Below are 22,920 nucleotides of genomic sequence, written 5' to 3'. Positions count from 1 at the left end.
TGGTACTGCAGGGGGGACCCTGTGGGAGAGTAGGACGCCGCCGAACAATTGTTGGGAAAACCCCCGCATCGAAAGATGCGGGGGTTTTCTGCGTTTCAGGACTGCTCCATCAGTTTCGCGAGGATCGCTCGTTCCCGGTCGGTCAGGGCAGGCGGCGCGTGGGGCTGCGGGCCACGACCGGCCTCACCGGTCGCCACCGCGCGATGCTCGTCCGGGTGGGGGCCGCGGTCGTCGGACCGGCGGCGGTAATCCGGGTGAGGGGTGTCGTACCCGGGTACTACCGTGGCCGTATGAGCTATGTGATCCGGTCCGTTCGTGCTGATGAGTGGCCCGCGGCCAAGGAGCTGCGGCTCGCGGCGCTCCGGGACCCGGTGGCGCACCTGGCCTTCCTGGAGACGTACGAGGAGGCCGCGGCCAAGCCGGACGCGTTCTGGCGGGAGCGGACGGCGGGGGCCGCCGAGGGGGCCGACCGGGCACAGCAGATCATCGCCGAGGCGCCGGACGGGCGGTGGGTCGGGACGCTGACCGTGCTGGTGGAGGAGCCCGGGACGACCGACTGGGCCGGGTTTCCGGTGGAGCGGAAACAGGGGCATGTCGTCGCGGTCTTCGTACGGCCCGAGGAGCGGGGGAGCGGGCTGACCGAGGTGCTGTTCGACGCGGCCCTCGAGTGGGCGTGGGGGCGGGGTCTGGAACGGGTGCGGCTCATCGTGCACGAGGACAACGGGCGGGCGCAGCGGTTCTACCGGCGGGCCGGGTTCTCGCCGAGCGGGCTCACGGTGCCGCTCGGGGACGCCGGGGAGCGGGAGTTGGAGTTCGTGCTCGAGCGGGAGTGACCCTCGCGGGAGTGAGGGGACGGTGTGCCCGGGGGCCGGTCCGGTGCCGGCCCGGCCGGGTCGCTACACCGGCAGTTCGTCGTGGGGCCAGCGGGACCTGCCCTGTTCGGCGGACCGGAGCAGGGCCAGGGTCGGCAGGCCCCGGTCCGCTCCGGTGGCCAGCAGCTCCGGGAGCTGGGGGAGCGGGGCCACGGCGGCGACGTCGTCGAGGACGAGCGTCATTGGTGGGTCGAGGCGACCGGCCGATGACCGTTCGGCCATGTGCCGGCCGCGCTCGACCACGCTTGAGACGAGGGCCGTCAGGAAGGGCATCGCGCCCGGGTTCGTCCTGGGGTCCTCGATGGATTCCCCCACCACGTAAAGCGTTCCCCCTTCGTGGACGAAGGAATCCAAGGCGAGGGCATCATTTCGGTTGGGAGTGCAGGCCTCGCGGATATTGACCGTGGAGAGGGCCGCCAGGGCACGGGTCGTCAGCTGCTGGGCCACGTCGCGGCGTTCGGGGTGGGCGGTGAGGGCCCCTTCGAGTTCGCCGGCGGAGCCGGGGGCCGCCTTGGGGCTGGTGCGCAGGATGCGTACGGCGTCCTGGATCTGGGTGCCCTGGGACCAGCGGTGGACGTGGCGGACGGTGCGGCCGTCGATGGCGGCGGCGTGCAGGTAGCTCCGCAGCAGGGTGGCGGCCGTGTCGCTGACCGCCTGGTCGAGCTTGGCGGTGGGGCGGACGGGGGTGAGGAGAGCGGTGGCCCGTGCGGCTGCCGTGTCCCGGTCCTCGCAGCCGGTGGTGGGGGACCAGTGCAGGCGGGCCGGGGTGTCGCAGAGGTGGGCCGGGTCGTAGAGGTGGGTGGGGCCGAGTTTCGACCTGGCGTCCTTCGTCTCCTGCCAGAGGGCGGGGTCGGAGGTGACGACCAGGGCGGGGCCCTCGGCGTCGCGTACGGCCTGGGCGGCGGTGGTGCGGCGGGTTTCCCTGGGGGCCACGAAGACCTTCGTCCATCCGCCGGGCCCCGCGCCGGGCCCTCCTCCGGGTCCTCCGCGGGCGAACAGCGGCGCCGGGGCGGTGGGGGCCGTGGCCCGGCGCGGTGGGGGCAGGTCGTGGGGGCCGGTCTGGGCGGCCGGGGCCGGGGTGGTGGCGGGTTGCGCCGCCGGGGCCGGCAGGTCGGTGGCGGTGGGTGCCGGGGTGGGTGACAGGTGCGGGACGGTCGCCGGCAGGTCGTGGGCCGGGGCGCCCGGGACGCCGTGCCGGGCCGCGTCGGGTACGTCGTGCTGTGCCGGGGCGGTGTGGGCCGCCGGTACGTCGTGTCCTGCGGCCGGGGCGCCGGGCCGGGGCGTCGCCGGTACGTCGTGGTGGGCCGGGGGTGTCGCCTCGTACCGGTCGTCCGCCGCCCTCGCCTCGTCGTGGCGGCGTTGGGCGCGGACCGCTCTCCAGCGGGCCAGAGTGCCCATCGCGAAGACGGTCAGGACGAACAGCAGCATCAGCTGGCCGATGAACAGGCCCCAGAAGAGGCCGTAGCCGGAGAGGTCGCCGGGGGGCGTGGCGGGCCAGGCGCCGGTGATGTCCTGGGGGTGGGCGATGAGTTCGCGCATGGCCAGGGGCGTGCGCGTGAAGGTGACTCCGGACGGCCAGGAGCCGTGGGCGAACAGGCCGGCGAGGCCCGTGGCCGTCCACACCAGCAGGGTCGTGCCGAGGAGCAGCGCGAGTATGCCGATCAGCAGGCCGTCGGGGATGCCGCCCTGGGTGTCCCGCCGGCTGCGGGGGTCGTCCGGTCTCACGCGCCGCCCCTTACGCCACCGTCGATTCGGAGTCGCCCAAGTGGTGTTCCACGAAGGCCGCGGCCCGTGCCTCCGCCTCGCGCTCGGCGGCGCGCAGGGCGTCGTCCGCGTGGTCGATGGAGGACTCGGTCATCGCACGGTCGGTGAAGACCAGGGGGCGTTCGGTCTCGGTGATCAGGTGTTTGACGACCTGGACGTTGCCGTTGACGTCCCAGACGGCGATGCCCGGGGTGAGGCTCGGGATGATCTCGACGGCCCAGCGGGGCAGGCCGAGGACACGGCCGGTGGCTCTGGCCTCGTCGGCCTTCTGGGCGTAGATCGTCCTGGTCGAGGCCATCTTGAGGATCGCCGCGGCCTCCTTGGCGGCGGCGCCGTCGACGACGTCGGACAGGTGGTGGACGACCGCGACGAACGACAGACCCAGCCGTCGGCCGAACTTCAGCAGGCGCTGGAACAGCTGTGCCACGAAGGGGCTGTTGATGATGTGCCAGGCCTCCTCGACGAGGAAGATGCGCTTCTTCCGGTCGGGGCGGATCCAGGTGTGCTCCAGCCACACGCCGACGATCGCCATGAGGATGGGCATGGCGATGGAGTTGCGGTCGATGTGGGACAGGTCGAAGACGATCAGCGGCGCGTCCAGGTCGATGCCGACCGTGGTGGGGCCGTCGAACATGCCGCGCAGGTCACCGTCGACGAGCCGGTCCAGGACGAGCGCCACGTCCAGGCCCCAGGCGCGGACGTCGTCTATGGCGACGTTCATGGCCTCGGCGGACTTGGGCTCGGGGTGGCGCAGTTGCTCGACGATGTCGGTGAGGACCGGCTGGCGGTCGGTGATCGTCTCGTTGACGTAGGCGTGGGCGACCTTGAGGGCGAAGCCGGAGCGTTCGTCCAGGCCGTGGCCCATGGCGACCTCGATGATCGTCCGGAGCAGGGCCAGCTGGCCCGTGGTGGTGATCGCGGGGTCGAGCGGGTTGAGGCGGATGCCCATGTCCAGGGCCGCCGTCGGGTCCAGGCGGATGGGAGTTATCCCCAGCTCCTGCGCGATGAGGTTCCACTCGCCGACGCCGTCCTCGCCCTGGGCGTCCAGGACGACGACCTGGCGGTCGCGGAAGCGGAGCTGGCGCAGGACGTACGTCTTCTCCAGCGCCGACTTGCCGTTGCCGGACTCGCCGAGGACCAGCCAGTGGGGGGCGGGCAGCTGCTGGCCGTAGAGCTGGAAGGGGTCGTAGATGTAGCCCTTGCCCGAGTAGACCTCGCGGCCGATGATGACGCCGGAGTCGCCGAGGCCGGGGGCGGCGGTCGGGAGGTAGACCGCCTGGGCCTGGCCCGTGGACGTGCGCACCGGGAGCCGGGTCGTCTCGACCTTCCCGAAGAGGAAGGACGTGAAGGCCTCGGTGAGGACGGACAGCGGATCCCGCATCAGGTCCTACCTCCGGATGCCGGTGGCGAAGGGAAGGGTGTTCACGAAGGCGCGGTGGTGCTCGCGGTCGCACCATTCGAGCTTGAGGTACGACTTTCCGGCCGAGGCCCTTATCGTCCGCTTGTCGCGGGCGAGGGCGTCGGGGGAACGGGAGGAGACGGTGATGTAGCCGACGAGGTTGACGCCGGCGGCGCCGCTGGCGAGGTCCTCGCCGCGCTGGTCGAGCCGGGAGTGGGCGGCGACGTCGCGCGGGTCGACCGTGCGGTTCATCTTGGCGGCACGGGACGCCTCGGCCGCGTCGTTGGTCTTCTCGGTGAGCATGCGCTCGATGGCGACCTCGGTGGGTTCGAGGTCCATGGTGACGGCGACCGTGCGGATCACGTCCGGGGTGTGGACGAGCAGCGGGGCGAGGAAATTGACGCCGACGGGGGTCATCGGCCACTCCTTCACCCAGGCCGTGGCGTGGCACCAGGGGGCGCGGGTGGAGGACTCGCGGGTCTTGGCCTGGAGGTAGGTGGGCTCGGTGGCGTCCAGTTCGGCGGGCCAGGCGTTGCGCTTGGTCATCGCCTGGATGTGGTCGATGGGGTGGTCCGGGTCGTACATGGAGTGGATCAGCGAGGACAGCCGGCTCTGGCCGAGCGGCTGGCGGACGCGGATGTCGGCCTCCTGCAGGCGCGAGCAGATGTCGGTGAGCTCGCGGGCCATGACGACGGCGAGTCCGGCGTCGCGGTCGACCTTGCCGCCGTGGGCGCGGGCGGCCCGGGCCATGGCGTTGGCCTCGGCGGCGAGCTCGCGGTTGTAGTGCATGCAGGCGACCAGGTAGGCGCGGTGCTGCTCGCTGCTGGTCGACACCATGGACTGGAGCTGGTCGTAGGACTCCTGCAGCCAGGGCAGGGACCTGTCGTCCCCGCGGACGGCGACGTCCTTGGCGTGGGCGTCGGGGTCGGCGGGGAGGGTGCGGGCGAGCATCTGCAGGCGGGTGACGAAGCCGTCGCCGTTGGCCACGTGCTTGAGCAGGGTGCCGAAGCGGTCGACCAGGGCCTCCTGGTCCTCGCTGTCGCGCAGGCCGACGCCGGGGCCCTCGATCTCGATGGCGGCGGTGACGGTCTTGCGGTCGGCGTGCAGCAGGACGGCGATCTCGTCGGGCCCGAAGGGGGCGGACAGCCAGGTGATGCGGCCGATGCCGGGGGGCGGGCCGACCTCGATCTCGCGTCCGTCGAGGCGGGTGCCGGCCTCGACGGCGGTGGAGCGGTAGCTGGAGTTGCGCTTCAGGGTCCGCTTGTAGCTGCGGTTGATCTCGAACCACTTGTAGAACGTGCGGTGCTTGTACGGCACGTACACCGCGGCCAGCGCCAGCATCGGGAAGCCGGCGAGCAGCACGATGCGCAGGGACAGCACGGGGACGAGGAGCCCGCACATCATGCCGAGGAACGCGCCCACGACGATGAGGGCGATCTCGCCCGTCTCGCGGTTGCGGCCGATGATCGCGTTCGGCCGGGCGCGGCCGATCAGATACGTACGGCGGGGCGTGACCGGATGGGACATGTGGGACTCGGTCGTCAACGCCCTTCACCTCCCGTGCGGTTGGTACTGCTGTTGCGGGTGTTGCCTGCGTGGGGTGTGTTGACGGGGCTGCCCGAACGGGGTGCGGGTGCGGCGGAGGGGACAGTTCCGCCGCCGCCGTTCGAGGGGCGCGTGCTGTGCGCGGCGACCCCGCCGGATGCGGGGTTGCTGGGGCGGGGGGCGGCGGACTGGCCGCCTCCGCCGTGGTGGTCGGCGCGGGTGCTGTGGGTCTTGATGCCCTGCGCGACCAGGGACGCGGGGGAGCTGATGACGGCCGCGGCCTTGCTCTCGGCGCCCTGCATGATGCGGTTGTTGCGGGAGCCGGCGATCTCGTCGCCGAAGCCGGGGACGAAGCGGTAGATCATCGCGCTGGCGAAGATGGCGAGCAGGATGATGGCCAGGCCGGAGACGACGGCGGAGAAGGCGTCGGGGCCGTCGTCGGCGGAGAGCGCGCCGGCGAGGCCGAGCACGATCACGATGACGGGCTTGACGAGGATCACCGCGATCATGATGCCCGCCCAGCGGCGGACGTGGCCCCAGAGGTTCTTGTCGACGAGGCCGGCGTAGACGACGGTGCCGAGGAGGGCGCCGACGTACAGCAGGGCCGCGCGGATGACGAGTTCCAGCCAGAGCACTCCGGCGGCGAGGATGCTGACCAGGGAGACGACGATCAGCATGATCGGGCCGCCGCCGATGTCCTCGCCCTTCTTCAGGGCTTCGGAGAAGGTGCCGAAGAAGGCGTCGGTCTGGTCGCCGGTCGCCTTCGCGAGCACCTGGGTGATGCCGTCGGTGGCCGAGACGACGGTGTAGAGGATCAGCGGGGTGAAGGCGGAGGCGAGGACGGTCAGCCAGAGGAAGCCGACGGCTTCGGACAGGGCGGTGCCGAGGGGGACGCCGCGTACCGCGCGCTTGGCGACGGCCAGGATCCACAGCACGAGGGTGAGGATCGTCGAGGCGGCGAAGACGACGGCGTACTGCTGGAGGAACTTGGGGTTGGTGAAGTCGACGTTGGCGGTCTCCTGTACGGCGTCGCTGAGCTTGTCGACGGTCCAGGAGGCGGCGTCGGCACAGCCTTTGGCGAGGGAGGAGAGGGGGTCGAGGGCCGAGGTGGGGTTGATCCGGTTGGTCCCCCCACCCCCGCCTCCACCGCTCCCGGTGTCGCCTTCGCAGATCTCGCGGGCCCTGCCGGAGAGCAGGGAGCAGTTGTCGCTGCTGGGGCTGGGTGTCGGCGTGGGGGCGGCGGCCGCCCGGGCGGCGAACAGGACCAGGGCGGTCTGGACGGCGGTGAGGGTTGCGGCGACCTTCACTGCACGGCGCGGGCTACCGGGCATATGTGAACCCTCCGAACTCCTCGGTGGCCTTGGAGATGGCGTCCGACGTCGACACCTTGTTGTCGCCGTTGACCGGCGCGGGGCCGTCCTTCTGGGCGAAGCTGTCGACCTTCCAGTCGCTGTCCTTCCAGCGCAGTTGGAGGGTCATGGTGAACCAGTCGCTGGTGACGGGGGTCTGCGAGGCTTCCCCGGTCATTCCGTAGACGCCCGTGCACCAGACTTCGACGGTGGCGGTGCCACCGGAGTAGTCGGTGGTCCTGGTGCCGACCGGCATGGTGCGGGAGACATAGGTGCTGCCCTTGGGCGCGTCGCCGTTCTCGTCCAGGCCGACCTTGGTGAGGAACGCCTTGTCGTAGACCCGGTCGAGGGTGCTCTGCAGCTCGGCGGCCTTCCCGGCGTCGAAGACCTGGCGTACGATCCCGGGCCGCCGCGCGGGCTTGAGGATGTCGGCGGACACCAGGACCACGGCGTAGTTCGCGGCGGCGCTCTCGGCCCCCTCCTGGTCCTGTGCGAAGCCGGACGGGATTCCCTCGGCCGATTTGGTCTCGACGGGTCGCTTCCCCGAAGGGGCCGTTGCCGCTGTTTCCGGTTTGTCCGTGCTGCCGTCGGCGTCCGACGCGTCGCCGTCGCCCCGGTTGGCGAACGCGATCGCGGCGATCAGGAGGACCACCACGCCGACGACCGTGACCAGGCTGCGGGACGAGGAGCGGGGGCCGCGGCGCGGCGTGCCGTAGGGGTCGGAGTCCGTGTCGGGCAGGCGGGTGCGGGTCTGGCCCGTGCCGCCGTAGCCCCCGGAGGACTCCCGTTCGTCACCGAGACTCATGCCGCGTACGCCCCCTCGACGTCGTGCGGAAACACTTCGTACCGGTCGCAGTGCACGTACTCCACGTACGACGGTAGCCGTGCTGGTTCCCGCGCGGGCGCGGTGTGGTGACTCGACATCAGGGAAACGCAACCTCAGCCGGTGGGCACGACGGGCGGGTGGGGTGGGCGGGGGAGCCGGGCGTGCCGGCCGGGACGGACGGTGCCCGGCCTACACGGCCATGCCGTACACGATCGTGAACAGCGTGCCCAGGGAACCGATGATGAAGACGCCGGTCAGGCCCGCGATGATGAGGCCCTTGCCCTGCTCCGCGCTGAAGGTGTCCCGCAGGGCCGTCGCCCCGATGCGCTGCTTGGCGGCGCCCCAGACGGCGATGCCGAGACAGATCAGGATGGCGAACGCCATCACGACCTGGACCATCGTCTTCGCCTCGGTGCCCAGGCTGCCGAAGGGGCCCCAGTCCGGAGCGATCCCGCCGATGATGGTGTTGATGTCTCCCTTGTCGGCCGCAAAGAGCATGTAAGTCACCGCCCCTGGTGGGTAGTTCCGCATCCCCTGCGGGCATGCAGAGGTCAGGCATCATTCTCGCCGACAATGATGCCGTCGTATGTCGACTTGGCGTCATTGATGGACGGGTTTCGTACGAAAACCTTGCCACCGTTTCGGTGCCGGCCCGGGAGGGGGACGGCGAACGGTGTACGAAGGATCGTATGGTCACTCTGTGTATCACGGCGGGTCACCCCGGGCAATGAGGTGGGAGCGGAACCTGGTGTGTGGTTCCGTCGTTGTGCCCTCCTGCGGCCTTGCTCACCTTCACGGACGGTTTCTGACGGCTGATCGGGTGAGGGTCGCGCCGGTGCTTCCCGGATGAAGGCTACCCGCCACGGCCCGGCTCGGCATGTGGCCGTGACGGTGCGTCACGGAGCGGCGGGCGGGCCGGGGGTGGGTCGGTGGCCCCGTGGGTGTACTCCGGGCGGCGGTGGTGCCGTGGTCCGTCGGCGTGATGCGGCCGCCCGGGGTCAGCGGGGCTTGAGGCCGTGCAGCAGGAGGTGGACGAGCTCCTCGATGCCGTCGAGCGCGCTCGCGGGGTCGAGCATGCCGCTCGATGCGTAGGAGGCGATGCCCTGGAGGGTGGCGCCGGTCAGCAGGGTGATGTGGTGCGGGTCGCCCGCGACGATCTCGCCGCGTTCCTGGGCGTCGGCGATGACCCGCTCCAGGGAGCCCACGGTCCGGTCGACGGCCGCGGTCAGCTGCTCGGAGGCGTCCGGCTCGTGCTTGCGGGCGTACATCAGCTCCAGCAGCTCGCCGTGGTCGATCGCGAAGGCGAGGTAGGCCCGCGCCAGGACGGTCAGCCGCCGCTCCAGCGGGAGCGCCGGGTCGTCGGCGCTCTCCAGGGCCTGGCCGAGCCGGTCGTAGCCGGTCAGTGCCAGGGCGTTGAGCAGGGCCTGCTTGTCCTTGAAGTGGCGGCCGGGCGCGGCGTGGCTGACGCCGGCCTCCCGGGCCAGTTCGCGCAGGGACAGCGCCCCGGCCCCCTTCTCCCGCAGGGTGCGTTCCGCGCCGGCGAGCAGGGTGGAGCGCAGGTCTCCGTGGTGATAGGGGCGGCTGTCTGGCATGTGCGCCATCGTAACTCGATGTTGGCGGCGTCGACATTGTTGTCATTGACAGCATTGTTGACGGCGCCTACATTCGATTCATGGCTGAGAAGACGGACCTCCAGAGCAACGAGACCTTTCGCGCGGACCGCCTCCCGGACCTGTCCGGGCGGACCGCCGTCGTCACCGGCGCCAACAGCGGCATCGGGCTCACCACGGCCGACGCGCTGGCCCGGGCGGGGGCGCACGTCGTGCTCGCGGTGCGGGACACCGACCGCGGACGGGCCGCCGCCGCCACCGTCCGGGGCAGCACCGAGGTGCGCCGGCTGGACCTGGCCGACCTGTCCTCCGTGCGGGCCTTCGCCGAGGCCTGGCGGGATCCGCTGCACCTGCTCGTCAACAACGCCGGCGTGATGATGCTCCCGCAGCAGCGCACCATAGACGGCTTCGAGACGCAGTTCGGCACGAACCACCTCGGGCACTTCGCCCTGACCAACCTGCTGCTGCCGCACCTCACCGGCCGGGTCGTCACCGTCTCCTCCGGCGCCCACCGCTGGGGCCGCGCCCGGATCGAGTTCGACGACCTGAACCTGGCGTCGCGCTACACCCCGCAGCGCGCCTACGCCCAGTCCAAGCTGGCCAACCTGCTGTTCACCCTGGAGCTCCAGCGCCGGCTGACCGCGTCGGGCTCCGCGGTCCGCGCCCTGGCCGCGCACCCGGGCTACGCCTCCACCAATCTCCAGAACGGAACGGCCAACCCGGCGGTCCGGGCCCTGCTGCGGCTGGGCAACCGGTTCCTCGCCCAGGACGACAGGGCGGGCGCCCTGCCCACCCTGTACGCCGCGACCCAGGACCTGCCCGGCGCGAGCTACGTCGGCCCCGACGGACTCGGCGAGATGCGCGGCGCCCCCACCCTGGTCGGCCGCTCCCGCGCGGCCGGCGACCCGCTGACGGCCCGGCGGCTGTGGACCGTCTCGGAGGACCTGACGGGCACGCGCTACCCGCTGCCCGGTGGGGAGCGCCAGGGGAGCGTCTGACGTACATCGGACGGCGGCGGGCCGTCCGTGCCGTCTTGATGCGCCGTGCGCGCCCCCGCCGTGCCGCTCGTGCCGCGGCCCGTACCGGCCGCGCCGGCCGTTCCCCCGTCCGCCCCGACTCCCCTCCCCGTGATCATTCCTGTGCGGGGCGCCCGCCTCTACACTGGCTCGCGGACTCCTGGGCTGTGAGGGGCGGTTGACGGTGCGTAAGGCATGGATCCTGGCGGGCGTCGCCATCAGTTCCGCCCTCGCCTTCGTGATGCTGCTCGTGATCGGCGTCTACCTCGTCGCCGGAAACGTCGTCAACGGCCTGGGCGGCGGGGCGAAAGCGCTGGCCAAGGGGTCGGTGCCCGCCGCGTACGAGCCCCTCGTGCGGCAGTGGGGCAACCTCTGCCCCGCCATCAGCCCCGCGCTGCTCGCGGCGCAGCTGTACCAGGAGAGCGGCTTCAACCCCCGGGCGCAGAGCCACGCCGCCGCGCAGGGCATAGCGCAGTTCATCCCCGGCACCTGGGCCAGTCACGGCATCGACGGCGACGGGGACGGGGACCGTGATGTGTGGGACCCGGCGGACGCGATTCCCTCGGCGGCCTCCTACGACTGCGAACTCGCCTCGTACGTGAAGAAGGTTGGCGGAAATCCGACCGAAAACATGCTGGCCGCCTACAACGCGGGGGCGTACGCGGTCATCAAGTACGGGGGCGTGCCGCCGTACAGCGAGACGCGGAACTACGTGAAGCGGATCACCACCCTCTCCGAGAGCTTCGCCGCGCCCGTGGGCCGGGTCGATCCCTCGCAGCAGGCCGCGGGTGCGATCGAGTACGCGCAGAAGAAGCTCGGCACGCTGTACCTCTGGGGCGGCACCGGCACCCCTGAGCAGGGCGGACGCTTCGACTGCTCCGGGCTCACCCAGGCCGCGTACGCCAGCGTCGGCGTCAAGCTGCCACGGGTGGCCAACGACCAGTACAACGCGGGGCCGCACCCCGCGCGGGACGAACTGCTCCCCGGCGACCTGGTGTTCTTCTCGGACGACCTGACCAATTCCCGGGCCATCCGGCATGTCGGCATTTATGTCGGCGGTGGGTACATGATCGACGCGCCGCGGACCGGTGCGGTCATCCGGTTCGACCCGATCGACACGCCCGACTACTTCGGGGCCACCCGCGTCACCGAAGATGGCGCGAAAGCGCTGCCCACCGCGGTGTGAACCGAGCGTGAACCCACCCCCTGAGCTGCGACGACGTATCTCTCTTCGATAACGTCTGCGTGATCATTCGGTGGAGTGTGGAACGTATCAACGAGGACCATGCGTTCCTGATGTCGTAGCCGAGCAGACGTCAGGAAGCGCGTGTCACGCACGCGTGCAGCGGAAGCGGATCTACAACCCACGGGGGTGGCAAGGCACGGCGCACGCACGGGTGCGCCGCCAAGACGACGAAGGGGCCGCAGCACCATGGCTGGACTCGCCGATTCCGGGTCGAACCCCGACGTCGACCTGCTCTACGACATCAACGGCCTGGCCAAGGCCGCCCCACCGTGGTTCGACCGGGTCATGGAGTACGTCGGTGAGTACGGGCTGCTGCTCGCCATCGTCGCGCTCGTGCTCGGCTGCTGGTGGTCCGTGCGGCGGCGCGGCGGCGAGGACGCGGCCTCCACGGTCGCCGCGCTGGTCTGGGCGCCGCTGGCCGCGGGCGTCGCGGTGCTGGTGAACGTGCCGATACGGGGCTTCGTCGAACGGCCCCGGCCCTTCCTGGACCACCAGGGCCTCGAGGTGCTCGTCCAGGGCAAGACCGACTACTCGTTCGTCAGCGACCACGCCACGCTCGTGATGGCCCTGGCGGTCGGACTCTTCGTCGCCAACCGCAGGTTCGGGCTCGTCGGACTGGTGCTCGCGCTGTTCGGCGGGTTCATCCGGGTCTACATGGGAGTGCACTACCCGACGGACGTGGTGGGCGGTTTCGCGCTCGGCACGGCCGTGGCCCTGCTGCTGTCGCCCGTCGCCATGGCCCTGCTGACGCCGCTGGTGAAGGCGGTCGAGCGGTCGCCCCGCGCGGGGTGGCTGGTGCGGGCCCGGGGAGGGGCGTCCGGCCGGGACACCGTGATCCCGGAGGCGCGCACCGACCGCACCTCCGAACGCGACCTGGCCGCCTAGAGGCGGCCCCGGGCGGGGCCCGGGGTCACAGTGCCTGGGGGTGGGTGAAGAAGCGGTCCGGGTCGTACTGCTTCTTCAGCTTGGTCAGCCGGGTCGCCGCGTCCCCGTAGTACGCCGTGCGCCAGTCGGTGAGCGTCGGGTCCGTGTAGTTCTGGTAGGCCGCGCCGGAGGCGTGCGGGCGCATCGCCCGGTGGGCCGACGCCAGCCAGTCGCGGGCGGTCGTGCCGCTCGTCCCGGCCCGCCAGGCGCCGATGTACTGGGCCAGCATCCGCGAACGGCGGTGCACGAACGCCGTGGCGGTGGGGGAGACGCGGTTCACCGCGCCGCCCAGGGCCGTGAGGGCGATGCTGCCGGTGCCGCCGCGCACGGACGCGATCCCGTCCAGCAGCGTGCGGATGCCGGCCGCGGACAGCGAGCGGTCGAAGAAGTCCGAGGCCGCCGCGTACGTCTCGCGACCCAGAGCCCCCTGCGGTGAGCGGCCCGGCGTCGTCCCGGGCAGATGGCACTGCGCGTCCGTCGGGAACGAGGAGCAGCCCGCGTACACCTCCATCGACTCCTCGTACGAGCGGCGCTTCAGGGAGACGCTGCGCGCCGGGGCACCGACCCGGTCCGCGAGACGGTCCACGGCGTTCTTCAACTCGCCGTAGGTGCCCAGGGAGAAGGCGGCCACCGAGACGGTGGGCGTGCCCCCGGCGGCGTTGGCCAGGTGCAGGGACGACCAGATCTCGTCGGGCTGCGCGGGGCCCCACTCCTGCCAGGCCCGCACCACCGCCGCCGCCCTCGACCAGGGCCACGACAGGTACGCCGAGACACCCTGGGGCGCCGGGTGGGTCTTGAAGTGCAGCTCGGTCACCACGCCGAAGTTGCCGTTGCCCGCTCCCCGCAGGGCCCAGAACAGGTCCTTGTTCTCACGGGAGTCCGCGGTGAGCTGCTTGCCGTCCGCGGTGATCAGTGTGGCCCGGGTGAGGCTGTCGCAGGTCAGGCCGTAGGCCCGGGAGACCACGCCGTGACCGCCGCCGAGGGTCAGCCCGGAGACCCCGACCGTGGGGCAGGAGCCCGCGGGGATGGTGACGCCCTTCGCGGCGAGGGCGCGGTAGACGTCGATGAGTTTGGCGCCGGCGCCGACGACCGCGCTGTCGCCGGAGGCGCGCACGCGGTTGAGCTTCGACACGTCGAGGATCAGCCGGCCGTCGCCGGAGGACCAGCCGCCGTAGGAGTGGCCGCCGTTGCGGATCGCCACGCGCAGGGAGTGGACCCGGGCGTAGGCCAGGGCCGTGCGGATGTCGTCCGTGTGGGAGACGTAGGCGACGGCTGCGGGGCGCAGGGAGTCGAAGCGGGTGTTGTACAGCTGACGGGCCGTCTTCCAGGCCGCGTCGCCCGGGCGCACCAGGGGGCCGTCCAGATCGCGGGCCAGCGCGGACCAGTCGGCCGCGGTGGACTTCGAGGCCGTGGTGGTGCGCGGGGTGGCGGCCGGGGGCCCGGAGCGGGGGCCCGACGGGGTGCAGGCGGTGCTGAAAGGGGTCGCGGCGGCGGCGATCGCCGCGGTGCCGGCGGTGAGGACTGTGCGCCGTTCCATGGGGCCTCCCGGTGGTTCCTCCGTGGGAGACGGGGGGAGGGCGGCGGGGGTTCCATGCCGGAGCGCACAGCGCACAGCGCACAGCGCACAGCGCACAGCGCACAGCGCACAGCGCACAGCGCACAGGCAGGGCGCGTTGCGCGGGTGGCGGGGGGCAGCCGTGAGCTTCAGCCCGTCGCGTGGCGTTCCGCGTCCGTGCGGGCCTGGCTGCGGGCCCGTCGTGCCGGGCCGTACCAGCCGCAGGTGCACCGGGCCATGCAGAAGCGGCCTTTCTCCTGGGTCGTCGTGCGGTGTTCGAGGAGATCGGGGTCGGGCTCCGGCCCGTCCTGCTGCGCCACGCCGACCACGTTACCCACCCCGGGTGACGTGCTCGGGTGCCGGGCGGTGGGCGCCCGCGTGACGAGGGCACATACCCGTCGTTAACCGGAACAACAGGGGGCCCGTGACGGACGTACCGGCTGGGGGTAGGCAGGCGATGACTGGGCGGCAGCGGGATCGGTGGCGCGGGCGGACGGGAGCGGCTCTCGTCGCGGCCGGGATCGCGGCCGCGACGGGGCTGGGTGCGGGCGGGTGCGCGGGCGGGGACGCCGTCGCCGGGGATTCCCGGGGCGGGGACGCGGTGGCCGTGCTGCGCGGGGCCGCCGACCGGCTGGTGGACGCGGGCAGCGCCCGGACCCGGACGTCGATGGAGATGGCGGCCGGCGGGACGCGGGTGACGATCCGGGGCGCCGGGGTGTACGACTTCCGCCACCACACGGGCCGGCTGACGGTGCTGCTGCCGCCGGACCCGGCGCAGCCCACCGGGAGGCGGCCCATCACCGAGCTGCTCGCGCCGGGCGCGCTGTACATGAAGAACCGGGGCGCCGGTGTCCCGCCGGACAAGTGGGTGCGGGTGGACACCCGGACCCTGACCGACGGCAACCTCGTCACCGGCGGGGCCACCGATCCGTTCACGGCGGCGGAGGTCCTGCGCGGGACGCGGACGGCGACGTACGTGGGCGAGAGCGAGGTCGCGGGCACGGCGGTGCGGCACTACCGGGGGACGGCCGACCTCGGCGCCGCGGCCCGGCGGGCCTCCGACGGCAGCGCGGGCTCGCTGCGCGCGGCGGGCAAGGGGTTCGCCACGGCGGAGGTCCCCTTCGACGTCTACCTCGACGACGAGGGGCGCGTCCGCAAGGTCCGCCACCGCTTCAGCTTCCTGAACGGGCAGCAGAAGAACCCGGTGGCCGTCGCCTCGACCACGCTGCTCTACGATTTCGGCGCTCCGGCGCGTGTCCGGCTGCCGGAGGGCGGCGACATCTACGCGGGCCGGATCGCCGAGCAGTGACCGGCGCGAACTAGCCCGTCCGTGCCATGCGCGGTGTGTGCGCCGCTCCCTACTCTAGGAAGTCGGTAACGGCAGAGACGAGGTGACGCGCGTGGCTCCGGTCGGCGGTACGGCAGTTCAGGACCACGTGGCCCTCGCCGAGATCGAGCTGTGCGGCGAGCTCATCATCGCCGCCTCGGCCGCGCAGGAGCGGCTCAGCCTGGAGAGCATCGACGAGGTGCTGAACGTGGCCGAGGAGCGCGCAGCCTCCGGGCGCTGAACGGCAGGGCCCGGGTCAGGTCCGCAGCATGCGGGCGATCGCCTGGGTCGCCTCCTTCACCTTGGCGTCGATCTCGTCACCGCCCTTGAGGGCCGCGTCGGCCACGCAGTGCCGCAGGTGCTCCTCCAGCAGTTGCAGCGCGAAGGACTGCAGGGCCTTGGTGGAGGCGGAGACCTGCGTGAGTATGTCGATGCAGTAGACGTCCTCGTCGACCATGCGCTGCAGGCCGCGGATCTGGCCCTCGATGCGGCGCAGCCGCTTGAGGTGCTCGTCCTTCTGCTTGTGGTACCCGTGCACCCCGTGGTCGTGGTCGGTCACGGCGTCCGCGCCGGTGGTGTCGGCGGTGCCGTGGGTGACATGCGCGACATCTGTCGTGTCGGTCACGTCGGTCATCGCGTCCTCCTGGTGGGCAGTGCGCCGACATATACCCCTACTGGGTATATGGTACCGAAGTTTCCCGGGTATACGGGCCTGGGGCCGCCCCCGTGCTCAGCACTGTGCCCGATGGGCGACACTGGTGGGCGGCCCGATAGCCGTGGCCGGATGTTGCGCCTAGCATCAGCCTGACCGAAACCGAAGCACCCCGAGGACCCCACGTGCGCTTTCGTCTGACCCCCAGGGAGACGAGCTTCTACGACATGTTCGCCGCCTCCGCGGACAACATCGTCACGGGCTCGAAGCTCCTGATGGAACTGCTCGGGGCGGACTCTTCCGCCCGGGCCGAGATCGCAGAGCGTATGCGGGCCGCGGAACACGCAGGTGACGACGCCACGCACGCGATCTTCCACCAGCTGAACTCCTCGTTCATCACGCCGTTCGACCGCGAGGACATCTACTCCCTCGCCTCGTCCCTCGACGACATCATGGACTTCATGGAGGAGGCCGTCGACCTGGTCGTCCTCTACAACGTCGAGGAACTGCCCAAGGGCGTCGACCAGCAGATCGAGGTGCTGGCGCGCGCGGCGGAGCTGACCGCCGAGGCGATGCCGCACCTGCGGACGATGGAGAACCTCACGGAGTACTGGATCGAGGTCAACCGTCTGGAGAACCAGGCCGACCAGATCCACCGCAAGCTGCTCGCGCATCTCTTCAACGGCAAGTACGACGCCATGGACGTGCTGAAGCTGAAGCAGATCGTGGACGTGCTGGAGGAAGCGGCGGACGCGTTCGAGCACGTGGCGAACACGGTGGAGACCATCGCCGTCAAGGAGTCCTGAGCCCTTCATGGACACCTTCGCGCTGATCGCGACCATCGGGGTCGCGCTCTTCTTCACGTACACCAACGGCTTCCACGACTCGGCGAACGCCATCGCCACGTCCGTGTCCACGCGGGCGCTGACGCCGAAGGCCGCGCTGGCGATGGCCGCCGTGATGAACCTGGCCGGCGCCTTCCTGGGCTCGGGAGTCGCCAAGACCGTCAGCGAGGGGCTGATCCAGACGCCCGAGGGCTCGAAGGGGATGGGCATCCTCTTCGCCGCGCTCGTCGGCGCGATCACCTGGAACCTCGTCACCTGGTACTTCGGCCTGCCCTCCTCGTCCTCCCACGCGCTGTTCGGCGGCATGGTGGGCGCGGCGCTGGCCGGCGGCACGACGGTCTACTGGCACGGCGTGCTGGACAAGGTCGTCATCCCGATGTTCATCTCGCCGGTGGTCGGCCTGATCGCCGGTTACCTGGTGATGACGGCCATCCTGTGGCTGTTCCGGCGCTCCAACCCGCACAAGGCCAAGCGCGGTTTCCGCATAGCCCAGACGGTGTCCGCGGCCGGCATGGCCCTCGGCCACGGTCTGCAGGACGCGCAGAAGACCATGGGCATCGTGGTGATGGCCCTCGTCATCGCCGACGTCGAGGACTACGGCGACCCGATCCCGGTGTGGGTCAAGATCGTCTGTGCGGTGATGCTGTCGCTGGGCACCTACGCGGGCGGCTGGCGCATCATGCGGACCCTGGGCCGCAAGATCATCGAGCTGGACCCGCCGCAGGGCTTCGCCGCGGAGACCACCGGCGCCTCGATCATGTTCACCACGGCGTTCCTGTTCAAGGCGCCCATCTCCACCACCCACGTGATCACCTCCGCCATCATGGGCGTGGGCGCCACCAAGCGCGTGAACGCGGTGCGCTGGGGAGTCGCCAAGAACATCATCCTGGGCTGGTTCATCACGATGCCGGCCGCCGCCCTGGTGGCCGCGGCGTCCTTCGGGATCGTGAACCTGGCGTTCCTGTAGGACGCCTGCACCGCCCGTACGACGCGAGAGGGCCCGCCCCCGGGAGTGGGGGCGGGCCCTTTTTCGGCCTCGCGGTGGCACCGCCATGCAGCACCGCGAGGAGCAGGGGGGCGGTCAGCCGAAGCGGCCGGAGATGTAGTCCTCGGTGGCCTGGACCGACGGGTTGGAGAAGATGCGCTCCGTCTCGTCGATCTCGATGAGCCGGCCGGGCTGGCCGACCGCCGCGAGGTTGAAGAACGCCGTGCGGTCCGAGACGCGGGCCGCCTGCTGCATGTTGTGCGTCACGATGACGATCGTGAAGCGCTCCTTGAGCTCGCCGATCAGGTCCTCGATCGCCAGCGTGGAGATGGGGTCGAGGGCCGAGCAGGGCTCGTCCATGAGCAGGACGTTCGGCTCGACCGCGATGGCGCGGGCGATGCACAGGCGCTGCTGCTGGCCGCCGGACAGACCCGAGCCGGGCTTGTTCAGGCGGTCCTTGACCTCGTTCCAGAGGTTCGCGCCCTTGAGGGAGCGCTCGACGATGTCGGCGAGCTCGCTCTTCTTGTAGTTGCCGTTCAGCCGCAGGCCCGCCGCGACGTTGTCGAAGATCGACATCGTGGGGAACGGGTTCGGCCGCTGGAACACCATGCCGACCTCGCGGCGGACCGACACCGGGTCGATGCCCGTGCCGTAGAGGTCCTCGTCGTCCAGGAGCACCTTGCCCTCGACGCGGCCGCCCGAGGTGACCTCGTGCATGCGGTTCAGGGTGCGCAGGAACGTCGACTTGCCGCAGCCGGAGGGGCCGATGAACGCCGTCACCGAGCGCGGCTCGACGGTCATCGAGATGTCCTCGATCGCCTTGTGGGAGCCGTAGTAGGCGGTCAGTCCGCTGACGTCGATTCGCTTGGCCATTGCTTCTTCACTTCCAAGTGTCTGGGGGTCGCTGTGTGGCCCCGCGCGGTGGTAGCCGCAGATTGACGCTTCAGCGACCGGTGCTCGGGGCCTTCCAGCGGGCGATGCCGCGGGCCACCAGGTTCAGGAGCATCACGAAGGCGATGAGGGTCAGCGAGGCCGCCCAGGCGCGGTCGTACGCCGCACCGGAGCCCGCGCTGTTCGCGTACTGCTGGTAGATGTACAGCGGCAGCGAGGCCTGCGCGCCCTCGAAGGGGTTGGCGTTGATGAACGCGTTGCCCCAGACCAGCAGCAGCACCGGGGCGGTCTCGCCGGTGATGCGGGCGATGGCGAGCATGATGCCGGTCGTGATGCCGCCGATGGAGGTCGGCAGGACCACCTTCAGGATGGTGCGCCACTTGGGGACGCCGAGCGCCAGGGAGGCCTCGCGCAGCTCGTTCGGGACGAGCTTGAGCATTTCCTCCGTGGAGCGGACGACCACCGGCATCATCAGGATGGCCAGGGCCAGCGAGCCGGCGAAGCCGAAGGGCTGCATGTCGAACATCAGCATGAGGCTGAGGATGAACAGGCCCGCGACGATCGACGGGATGCCGGTCATGACGTCGACGAAGAACGTGATGGCCTTGGAGAGGTTGCCCCGGCCGTACTCGACGAGGTAGATCGCCGTGAGCACGCCGATCGGCGCGGCGATCACCGTGGCGAGTCCGACCTGCTGCAGGGTGCCGAGGATGGCGTGGTAGATGCCGCCGCCGGGTTCGGTGTCGGCCACGACGCCCATGGAGTGCGTCAGGAAGTAGACGTCGAGGACCTTCACGCCGCGCACGACGGTCGACCAGACCAGCGAGGCCAGCGGCACGACGGCGAGCAGGAAGGCGACCCAGACCAGGGAGGTGGCGATGCGGTCCTTGGCCTGCCGCTTGCCCTCGACGGCCGTGGCGATGGCGTATGTGCCGACGACGTAGAGGATGGCGGCGATCAGGCCCCACTGGACGCGGCTGTGCAGTCCGGCGGCGAGGCCGATGCCGATCGCGAGGGCGATCGAGCCGCCGGCGATGGCGTAGGGCGACCACTTGGGCAGGCGGGCGCCGCGCAGGGTGCTGGGGCCCTTGGGGGTCAGGGTTGCGGTGCTCATGCGTTGGCCCCCGAGTACTCCTTGCGGCGGGCGATGATCGCGCGGGCCGCGCCGTTGACCAGCAGGGTGATGACGAACAGGACCAGGCCGGAGGCGATCAGCGCGTCGCGGCCGAACTCGGTGGCCTCACCGAACTTGCTGGCGATGTTCTGGGCGAACGTGCCGCCGCCCGGGTCCAGCAGGCTGGCCTGGATGTCGAAGGTCGGGGAGAGCACCGTGGCGACGGCCATGGTCTCGCCGAGGGCGCGGCCGAGGCCGAGCATCGAGGCGGAGATGACGCCGGAGCGGCCGAAGGGGATGACCGCCATGCGGATCACCTCCCAGCGGGTGGCGCCGAGCGCCAGCGCGGCCTCCTCGTGCATCTGCGGGACCTGGCGGAAGACCTCGCGGCTCACGTTGGTGATGATCGGCAGGATCATGATCGCGAGCAGGATGCCGACGGTCAGCATCGAGCGGGGCGCGCCGCCCTCCCAGGAGAAGACGCCGGTCCAGCCGAGGTAGTCGTCCAGCCAGCCGAACAGGCCGTTCATGTGCGGGACGAGGACCAGGGCGCCCCACAGGCCGTAGACGATCGACGGCACGGCGGCGAGCAGGTCGATCACGTAGGCGATCGGGCCGCGCAGCCGGCGGGGGGCGTAGTGGGTGAGGAACAGGGCGATGGCGACGGCGACCGGGACCGCGATGACCATGGCGATGATCGAGGAGACCACCGTGCCGAAGGCCAGGACGGCGATGCCGAAGTTCGGCGGGACGAGGTTGGTGTCCCACTGGAAGGTGGTGAGGAAGTTGCCCTCGTCCTTGCTGATGGCGAGGGTCGCCCGGTAGGTGAGGAAGACCGCGATCGCGGCCATGACCACCAGCAGCAGGATGCCGGAGCCGCGGGAGAGGCCGAGGAAGATCCGGTCTCCGGGCCGGGTGGCGCCGCGCGTGGCGCGCTTGTCGATCGCCGGTTGTGAGGCGGGGGGAGGTGCGTCGGTTATCTGTGTGGGTGTGCCCATCGGGTTCTCCGGTCTGCGGAGCCGTACGCGGGGTACGGCCACTGGCGGCGGTGCACCGGACGGTGCGGCCCGGTCCCGGGGTGGGGGCCGGGCCGCACGCGGGTCAGCTCAGGCTCTCGATGGTGGTGCGGACCTGGGCGATGATGTCGTCGGGGATCGGCGCGTAGTCGTTCTCGGCGAGGATCTTCTGGCCGTCCTCGGAGGCGATGTAGCGCAGGAACGCCTTGGTGCCGGGCAGCGTGTCGGACTTGTTGCCCTTGTCGCAGACGATCTCGTAGGTGACCAGGACCATCGGGTAGGCGCCCTCGGCCTTGGTGGCGTAGTTCAGGTCCAGGGCGAGGTCCTTGCCGGTGCCGACGACCTTGGCCTCGGAGATGGCCTTCGTGGCGTTCTCGACGGTGGCCTTCACCGGCTGGGCGGCGCCCGTGTCGAGGTCGACGGTCTTCAGGCCGTCCTTGGCGTAGGACAGCTCGAAGTAGCCGATGGCGCCGTTGGTCTGCTTCACCTGCTGGGCGACACCGGAGGAGCCGGAGGCGGACTGGCCGCCCTTGGCCTGCCAGGTCTTGCCGCCGTCGTAGGGCCAGTCGCTCTTGGCGGTGGCCATCAGGTACTTGGTGAAGTTGTCCGTGGTGCCGGAGTCGTCCGAGCGGTGGAACGCCTGGATCTTGAGGTCCGGAAGCTTCGCGTCGGGGTTCAGCTTCTGGATCGCCTTGTCGTTCCAGTTGGTGATCTGGTTGTTGAAGATCTTCGCCAGGGTCGGGGCGTCCAGGACGAGGTTGTCCACGCCGTTGACGTTGTAGCCGACCGCGATCGGGCCGCCGACCATCGGCAGGTCGATGCCCTGGCCGCCGGAGCAGACCTTCTTGGAGGCGGTGACCTCGTCGGGCTTCAGCGCCGAGTCGGAACCGGCGAAGGCCACCTGGCCCTGGGTGAACGCGGTGACGCCGGCGCCGGAGCCGCCGCCCTTGTAGTTGATCTGCAGGCCCTGGCAGGCGGCGGTGAACTGCTTCACCCAGGCGTCGATGGCGTTCTTCTGCGCGGAGGAGCCGTCGGCGAGCAGCTGCCCCTTGGCGTCGTCGCACTTGACGTTGCTCGGCGCCGCGGCGTTGGAGGAGCCGCCGCCGTCGCTGTTGCCGCCGGTGTCGTCGGAGCCGCACGCCGTGAGGGCCAGGGCGCCGGAGACGGCGAGAGCACCGAGAGCGAGGGCCCGCCGGTTCATGCGCTGAAGCTTCACTTGAGTTCCTTCCGGGAGCCGCCGTCCTGAATTCGGCGGCGTGCGAAGTCTGAGTGACGCGGACGCGGACCCGCTCGCTTGGCGCGGCTCGCGTCGGTAAGGCCGAAATTAGGCAGATCAGGTGAAGGAGCCGATGGCCGCACATGAACGAGGGGTGAACCCCTGTCTAAGGCCTGGTGAGGTAACGGAATGCTCACGGGGAGGGCACGCCGGCATGCCGTTCCGGCGGACGAAAACGGACGTTCCGGTCAGTCGACGGTTCGGTCGGTCGACGGGTCGGTCAGCCGGCGGTCTTGTCAGCCTGCGGTGCCGGGCAGCCGCAGCGCGGTGAGCAACTCGTCGACCAGGAGCCGGTCCTGGGGCCGGGTGAGCCGGTCCCGGGCCGCGCCGGGAGCCAGCCACAGCACCCGGTCGACCTCGTCCGACGGGGTGAACGCGCCGGACACGGCCTCGGCGGCCCAGTACCGGACCTGCTTGGGACGGCCGCCCGCCAGGTAACGCAGGGTGGACAGCTCCGGGCCCGGCACGGCCCGGCAGCCCGTCTCCTCCGCGACCTCGCGCAGTGCGCCGGCGAGGGCCTCCTCGCCGCGCTTGAGCTTCCCCTTCGGCCACGACCAGTCGTCGTATTTCGGCCGGTGGACCAGGCAGAGCCGCAGCTCGCCGCCGGCGGGGGAGCGGCGCCACAGCACACAGCCGGCCGCCAGGACCGTGCCGTCCCCGGGAGTGCTCACGCCGTTCACCGCCTCCTGTCGCCCGGCCCGGTCATGA

23 protein-coding genes are annotated in these 22,920 nt (G+C 71.1%); 8 read left to right on the top strand and 15 right to left on the bottom strand.

Going from position 1 to position 22,920, the window contains the following annotated elements; translation table 11 throughout:
- Positions 1–290: 290 nt before the first annotated feature.
- The gene (locus tag ACZ4M5_RS31125; RefSeq protein WP_467741778.1) at positions 291–833 is read left to right on the top strand and encodes a GNAT family N-acetyltransferase; all 543 of its coding nucleotides are present in this window, start codon (positions 291–293) and stop codon (positions 831–833) included.
- Positions 834–896: 63 nt separating this feature from the next.
- Here the strand turns inward: ACZ4M5_RS31125 and ACZ4M5_RS31120 are convergent, their stop codons facing one another.
- The 7 genes from ACZ4M5_RS31120 to ACZ4M5_RS31090 all read right to left on the bottom strand — a co-directional run bounded on the left by ACZ4M5_RS31120 (position 897) and on the right by ACZ4M5_RS31090 (position 9,356).
- Positions 897–2,597, bottom strand: coding sequence for a type IV secretory system conjugative DNA transfer family protein (locus ACZ4M5_RS31120; protein ID WP_467741776.1), 1,701 nt, complete (start codon positions 2,595–2,597; stop codon positions 897–899).
- Between the two features lie 10 nt (positions 2,598–2,607).
- On the bottom strand, positions 2,608–4,017 hold the full coding sequence (locus ACZ4M5_RS31115; protein WP_467741774.1) for an ATP-binding protein: 1,410 nt from the start codon (positions 4,015–4,017) through the stop codon (positions 2,608–2,610).
- A 6-nt stretch (positions 4,018–4,023) separates the two neighbouring features.
- On the bottom strand, positions 4,024–5,562 hold the full coding sequence (locus ACZ4M5_RS31110) for an SCO6880 family protein (protein WP_467741784.1): 1,539 nt from the start codon (positions 5,560–5,562) through the stop codon (positions 4,024–4,026).
- A gap of 14 nt (positions 5,563–5,576) precedes the next feature.
- Positions 5,577–6,911 carry a hypothetical protein gene (locus tag ACZ4M5_RS31105; RefSeq protein WP_467741772.1) on the bottom strand — a complete coding sequence of 445 codons (1,335 nt, stop codon included), beginning with the start codon at positions 6,909–6,911 and terminating at the stop codon, positions 5,577–5,579.
- Positions 6,901–7,734: a DUF8175 domain-containg protein gene (locus tag ACZ4M5_RS31100; protein WP_467741770.1), complete on the bottom strand. Its 834-nt coding sequence runs from the start codon at positions 7,732–7,734 to the stop codon at positions 6,901–6,903. The genes ACZ4M5_RS31105 and ACZ4M5_RS31100 overlap by 11 nt, the downstream gene beginning before the upstream one ends.
- A 210-nt stretch (positions 7,735–7,944) precedes the next feature.
- Complete coding sequence (locus tag ACZ4M5_RS31095; protein WP_333935173.1) at positions 7,945–8,253, bottom strand: hypothetical protein; 309 nt, start codon at positions 8,251–8,253, stop codon at positions 7,945–7,947.
- Between the two features lie 500 nt (positions 8,254–8,753).
- Positions 8,754–9,356, bottom strand: coding sequence for a TetR/AcrR family transcriptional regulator (locus ACZ4M5_RS31090; RefSeq protein ID WP_467741768.1), 603 nt, complete (start codon positions 9,354–9,356; stop codon positions 8,754–8,756).
- A gap of 71 nt (positions 9,357–9,427) precedes the next feature.
- On the opposite strand from ACZ4M5_RS31090, the gene ACZ4M5_RS31085 reads away from it, so the two are divergent.
- The 3 genes from ACZ4M5_RS31085 to ACZ4M5_RS31075 all read left to right on the top strand — a co-directional run bounded on the left by ACZ4M5_RS31085 (position 9,428) and on the right by ACZ4M5_RS31075 (position 12,512).
- Positions 9,428–10,363: an oxidoreductase gene (locus tag ACZ4M5_RS31085; protein ID WP_467741766.1), complete on the top strand. Its 936-nt coding sequence runs from the start codon at positions 9,428–9,430 to the stop codon at positions 10,361–10,363.
- A gap of 202 nt (positions 10,364–10,565) precedes the next feature.
- Entirely contained in the window at positions 10,566–11,567 is a 1,002-nt protein-coding gene (locus ACZ4M5_RS31080; protein ID WP_467741764.1) for a bifunctional lytic transglycosylase/C40 family peptidase, read from the top strand.
- Between the two features lie 246 nt (positions 11,568–11,813).
- Entirely contained in the window at positions 11,814–12,512 is a 699-nt protein-coding gene (locus ACZ4M5_RS31075) for a phosphatase PAP2 family protein (RefSeq protein ID WP_467741762.1), read from the top strand.
- A gap of 25 nt (positions 12,513–12,537) precedes the next feature.
- Here ACZ4M5_RS31075 and ACZ4M5_RS31070 read toward each other — a convergent pair whose 3' ends face one another.
- Together ACZ4M5_RS31070 and ACZ4M5_RS31065 are read right to left on the bottom strand one after the other, a co-directional pair.
- Positions 12,538–14,088, bottom strand: a complete 1,551-nt coding sequence (locus tag ACZ4M5_RS31070) for an FAD-binding oxidoreductase (RefSeq protein WP_467741760.1) — start codon at positions 14,086–14,088, stop codon at positions 12,538–12,540.
- A gap of 167 nt (positions 14,089–14,255) precedes the next feature.
- Positions 14,256–14,426, bottom strand: a complete 171-nt coding sequence (locus ACZ4M5_RS31065) for a hypothetical protein (RefSeq protein WP_467741758.1) — start codon at positions 14,424–14,426, stop codon at positions 14,256–14,258.
- Positions 14,427–14,563: 137 nt separating this feature from the next.
- Here ACZ4M5_RS31065 and ACZ4M5_RS31060 point away from each other — a divergent pair, with 137 nt between their 5' ends.
- Entirely contained in the window at positions 14,564–15,415 is an 852-nt protein-coding gene (locus tag ACZ4M5_RS31060; protein ID WP_467741756.1) for an SCO4651 family lipoprotein, read from the top strand.
- Positions 15,416–15,506: 91 nt separating this feature from the next.
- Positions 15,507–15,674, top strand: a complete 168-nt coding sequence (locus ACZ4M5_RS31055) for a hypothetical protein (RefSeq protein ID WP_369194770.1) — start codon at positions 15,507–15,509, stop codon at positions 15,672–15,674.
- Between the two features lie 15 nt (positions 15,675–15,689).
- Here the strand turns inward: ACZ4M5_RS31055 and ACZ4M5_RS31050 are convergent, their stop codons facing one another.
- Positions 15,690–16,067, bottom strand: a complete 378-nt coding sequence (locus ACZ4M5_RS31050; RefSeq protein WP_451876850.1) for a metal-sensitive transcriptional regulator — start codon at positions 16,065–16,067, stop codon at positions 15,690–15,692.
- Positions 16,068–16,270: 203 nt separating this feature from the next.
- On the opposite strand from ACZ4M5_RS31050, the gene ACZ4M5_RS31045 reads away from it, so the two are divergent.
- Both ACZ4M5_RS31045 and ACZ4M5_RS31040 read left to right on the top strand, forming a co-directional pair.
- Positions 16,271–16,891 carry a DUF47 domain-containing protein gene (locus ACZ4M5_RS31045; RefSeq protein ID WP_362235767.1) on the top strand — a complete coding sequence of 207 codons (621 nt, stop codon included), beginning with the start codon at positions 16,271–16,273 and terminating at the stop codon, positions 16,889–16,891.
- Positions 16,892–16,898: 7 nt separating this feature from the next.
- Complete coding sequence (locus ACZ4M5_RS31040; RefSeq protein WP_369194740.1) at positions 16,899–17,897, top strand: inorganic phosphate transporter; 999 nt, start codon at positions 16,899–16,901, stop codon at positions 17,895–17,897.
- Between the two features lie 114 nt (positions 17,898–18,011).
- Here the strand turns inward: ACZ4M5_RS31040 and pstB are convergent, their stop codons facing one another.
- The 5 genes from pstB to ACZ4M5_RS31015 form a co-directional block, all read right to left on the bottom strand.
- A complete protein-coding gene (pstB, locus tag ACZ4M5_RS31035; RefSeq protein ID WP_467741752.1) occupies positions 18,012–18,788 on the bottom strand; it encodes a phosphate ABC transporter ATP-binding protein PstB in 777 nt (258 codons plus the stop codon).
- Between the two features lie 70 nt (positions 18,789–18,858).
- Positions 18,859–19,920: a phosphate ABC transporter permease PstA gene (pstA, locus tag ACZ4M5_RS31030; RefSeq protein WP_467741750.1), complete on the bottom strand. Its 1,062-nt coding sequence runs from the start codon at positions 19,918–19,920 to the stop codon at positions 18,859–18,861.
- Entirely contained in the window at positions 19,917–20,918 is a 1,002-nt protein-coding gene (gene pstC / locus ACZ4M5_RS31025; RefSeq protein ID WP_467741748.1) for a phosphate ABC transporter permease subunit PstC, read from the bottom strand. The genes pstA and pstC overlap by 4 nt, the downstream gene beginning before the upstream one ends.
- Before the next feature lie 103 nt (positions 20,919–21,021).
- Positions 21,022–22,152, bottom strand: a complete 1,131-nt coding sequence (gene pstS / locus ACZ4M5_RS31020; protein ID WP_467741747.1) for a phosphate ABC transporter substrate-binding protein PstS — start codon at positions 22,150–22,152, stop codon at positions 21,022–21,024.
- Between the two features lie 296 nt (positions 22,153–22,448).
- Entirely contained in the window at positions 22,449–22,883 is a 435-nt protein-coding gene (locus tag ACZ4M5_RS31015) for an NUDIX hydrolase (RefSeq protein ID WP_467741745.1), read from the bottom strand.
- Positions 22,884–22,920 lie beyond the last annotated feature (37 nt).

Source organism: Streptomyces sp. NPDC026246 (genome assembly GCF_055567995.1).
This window is presented reverse-complemented; position numbering and strand designations above follow the sequence as displayed.